The 2,642-nt window shown below is 37.5% G+C and carries 4 protein-coding genes; 1 reads left to right on the top strand and 3 read right to left on the bottom strand.

Going from position 1 to position 2,642, the window contains the following annotated elements; genetic code table 11:
* Positions 1-151 precede the first annotated feature (151 nt).
* Positions 152-793 carry a YktB family protein gene (locus ACTWQB_RS17050; protein WP_443140356.1) on the top strand — a complete coding sequence of 214 codons (642 nt, stop codon included), beginning with the start codon at positions 152-154 and terminating at the stop codon, positions 791-793.
* 21 nt (positions 794-814) lie between these two features.
* Here ACTWQB_RS17050 and ACTWQB_RS17045 read toward each other — a convergent pair whose 3' ends face one another.
* The 3 genes from ACTWQB_RS17045 to ACTWQB_RS17035 form a co-directional block, all read right to left on the bottom strand.
* Positions 815-1,090, bottom strand: a complete 276-nt coding sequence (locus tag ACTWQB_RS17045; protein ID WP_443140355.1) for a UPF0223 family protein — start codon at positions 1,088-1,090, stop codon at positions 815-817.
* A gap of 17 nt (positions 1,091-1,107) precedes the next feature.
* Positions 1,108-2,061 carry an NAD(P)H-dependent flavin oxidoreductase gene (locus ACTWQB_RS17040; protein WP_443140354.1) on the bottom strand — a complete coding sequence of 318 codons (954 nt, stop codon included), beginning with the start codon at positions 2,059-2,061 and terminating at the stop codon, positions 1,108-1,110.
* An 84-nt stretch (positions 2,062-2,145) separates the two neighbouring features.
* Positions 2,146-2,274, bottom strand: coding sequence for a GapA-binding peptide SR1P (locus tag ACTWQB_RS17035; RefSeq protein ID WP_443140353.1), 129 nt, complete (start codon positions 2,272-2,274; stop codon positions 2,146-2,148).
* Between the last annotated feature and the right edge of the window lie 368 nt (positions 2,275-2,642).

Genomic DNA, 2,642 nt, shown 5'->3' with positions numbered 1-2,642 from the left:
CAAGCTGCTGGGTTGGCAACTGAAGAAGAAGCCACCATTACGACCTAAAGGTCGATCATATAAATAATGCAGCTAACTTAATACAGATGGAACGTCGTCATTTACACAAACTTTTTGACACTCCCGACAAGCATAAAAGGAGCGATGATACGTGGCTAATTTTACAGGATTTACACAAAAAGACTTTGACGTATTTAAAATTGATGGATTAGACGAACGTATGGAGCAACTACGTGGCCGCCTATCACCAAAATTGGAAGCCATCGCAACAGATTTAGAGCCGACCGCTTCATCTTTAACGGGTGATGAAATGTTTGTTCATGTTGCTAAGCATGCTCGACGTACTAAAAACCCACCAAATGACACATGGGCCGCATTGGCTAGTAGCAAGCGTGGATATAAAAAGCTACCACACTTTCAGGTGGGGATGTGGGAGACTCACGTCTTTATATGGTTTGCGGTCATTTACGAAAGCCCCATTAAATCTGATTTTGCAAAAGAACTCAAAGCAAACAAAGATCAAATTTTATCTTCAATACCTGACAATTTTGTTTGGTCCAAGGACCATACAGAACCTGATACTATCAGTCATAAAGAAATGAAAAATGGTGAGTTTGATCGACTAGTAGATCGTCTCGAAAACGTTAAGAAGGCAGAAATCCTTTGCGGCTTAACATTAAGTCGTGATGATGTGCGCCTAAAAGATGGAGACGAATTTATTAAACTTTGTGAAACTACACTTAAAAAGTTATCAACACTTTATGATTTAACAAAAACGATTGAATATAAGTAGAACTCGGTGAGATCACCGAGTTCATTTTTTTAACGAAACAGTTTGTGATTGATCAGCTTCCTTAGCTGCTTTAACGACTTGGTAGGGAACGTAGCCTGACTGCTTCTCGAATTGTTTAAAAATCGTCTTTTCCTCTGCTTTAGAAGGAATGACTTCTTTAAACTTCTTATACTGATTCATAACCTGTCCAGCTTTAGCATCCTTTTCATACGCTTGTTCGACCATTTGAAAAAATTCAACCACATGAATCACTTCATCTGTTGACCAATCAGGGTCAATTGGATAATTGTATTCCATTGTGCTCACAACCTTTGTTATTGATTCCATTTATCCTTGATTTGTTTTACTTCTTTATCTATTGTATCAAATAATTCTTGAACTGTTGGAACATCTTGAATTCGCATCGCCACTTGGCCTGCCCAAGCAAACCCTTCTTCTTGTTTTCCCTCATAGATATATCGTTTATTCGCTTCTCCACTAATATAATCTCTTAAGCCTTCATAACCGACTTCTTGTTCTTCTAACTCAAGAATTTGATCTGTCCAACTATTTTTTAATGCTCTAGCAGGAGCACCAATTGATTTTTTGATAAGAACAGTTGATTGTTCATTGGCATCAATTAAGTTTTGTTTATACGACTCATGAGCGTGCACGCATTCCTTGGTAGCAATGAAACGTGTACCCATCTCTATACCTTCAGCACCTAAAGCTAATGCCGCCATTAACCCTCTACCATCACTAATACCGCCTGAAGCAATAACTGGTATTTCAACTGAATCTACAACTTCTGGAGTTAATACAAAAGTACCTATGTCATCTCGTCCTAAATGACCGCCACCTTCATGCCCAACTACCATCACTGCATCAGCGCCTAGTTCTTCAGCTTTAATAGCTTGACGTTTTGCCGCTACTAACACTAGTTTTTTTGTGTTTGTATTATCAAACATTTCTAATACAGGTTTTGGGTTACCACCTGTAACAGAGATTGCAGGAACTTGTTCTTCCACTGCTACTTGCACCATATGCTTAAACGGGCGTCCGTGTTGTCCGATTGCAAAATTAACTCCAAAAGGTTGATCCGTTAGCTTTCTAACTTTATGTATTTCTTGTAATAGTGCATCTTCATCAGGTAAACTCATAGCCGTAATTTGTCCTAAGCCACCAGCATTTGATACTGCAGCAGCTAATTCTGCATATGCTAAATGAGCTAAGCCTCCCTGTATAATCGGCACGTCTATATTTAATAAATCTGTGACTCTCGTTTTCATGACACCACTCCCTTTTTCAATCATCTTATCATGAAATTATTGTTATGTGAAAAATCTGTTAAGTATACAAAAAAACTCAAACGCTTAAGCGTTTGAGTTCGTTTTATTATCTTTCTGACAACAATCACAGTTATGGCTATAAATCTTAGTTACTTTAATATGATCGAAGTAATCAATAACACGTTGACATTTTGCACAAATAATTGTACCCATTATTAACAGCTCCTTTAAATAGGATGTATTAATTATGTTATTAACAGTATATTATGTCATACTATTTATTGCAATAGGATATTATAAACTTTTCAGAAACATTCTCCATATCTCGTTACTACAACCTTATGAACGTAACTTTGTTAATAGGAACCTGTGTTATAATCGAGTAGGAGGAGGTGATTAACCTCCGACCTCTCACACCACCGTACGTACGGTTCCGTATACGGCGGTTCAATTCTACTCTAAACATGTACTTTACTATAGTATTGAGCTCCAGAGATTAGCCCAAACTGGGCTAATCTTTTGTTTGTGATGGTTGTTGTCAATACCCAAGAATAAGCTATACGTGTCACACCTTTACTTGT

The sequence above is a fragment of the Piscibacillus sp. B03 genome, from assembly GCF_052246295.1.
Taxonomy (GTDB): domain Bacteria; phylum Bacillota; class Bacilli; order Bacillales; family Alkalibacillaceae; genus Piscibacillus.
Note: the sequence above shows the minus strand (reverse complement) of the source record. Positions and strands in the feature narration are given on the sequence as shown.

What these genes read in the sequence shown, in the direction of transcription:
- ACTWQB_RS17045 (WP_443140355.1), bottom strand. Translation starts at nt 1,090, where the DNA reads ATGGAATACAATTATCCAATTGACCCTGATTGGTCAACAGATGAAGTG.
- ACTWQB_RS17040 (WP_443140354.1), bottom strand. Translation starts at nt 2,061, where the DNA reads ATGAAAACGAGAGTCACAGATTTATTAAATATAGACGTGCCGATTATA.
- ACTWQB_RS17035 (WP_443140353.1), bottom strand. Translation starts at nt 2,274, where the DNA reads ATGGGTACAATTATTTGTGCAAAATGTCAACGTGTTATTGATTACTTC.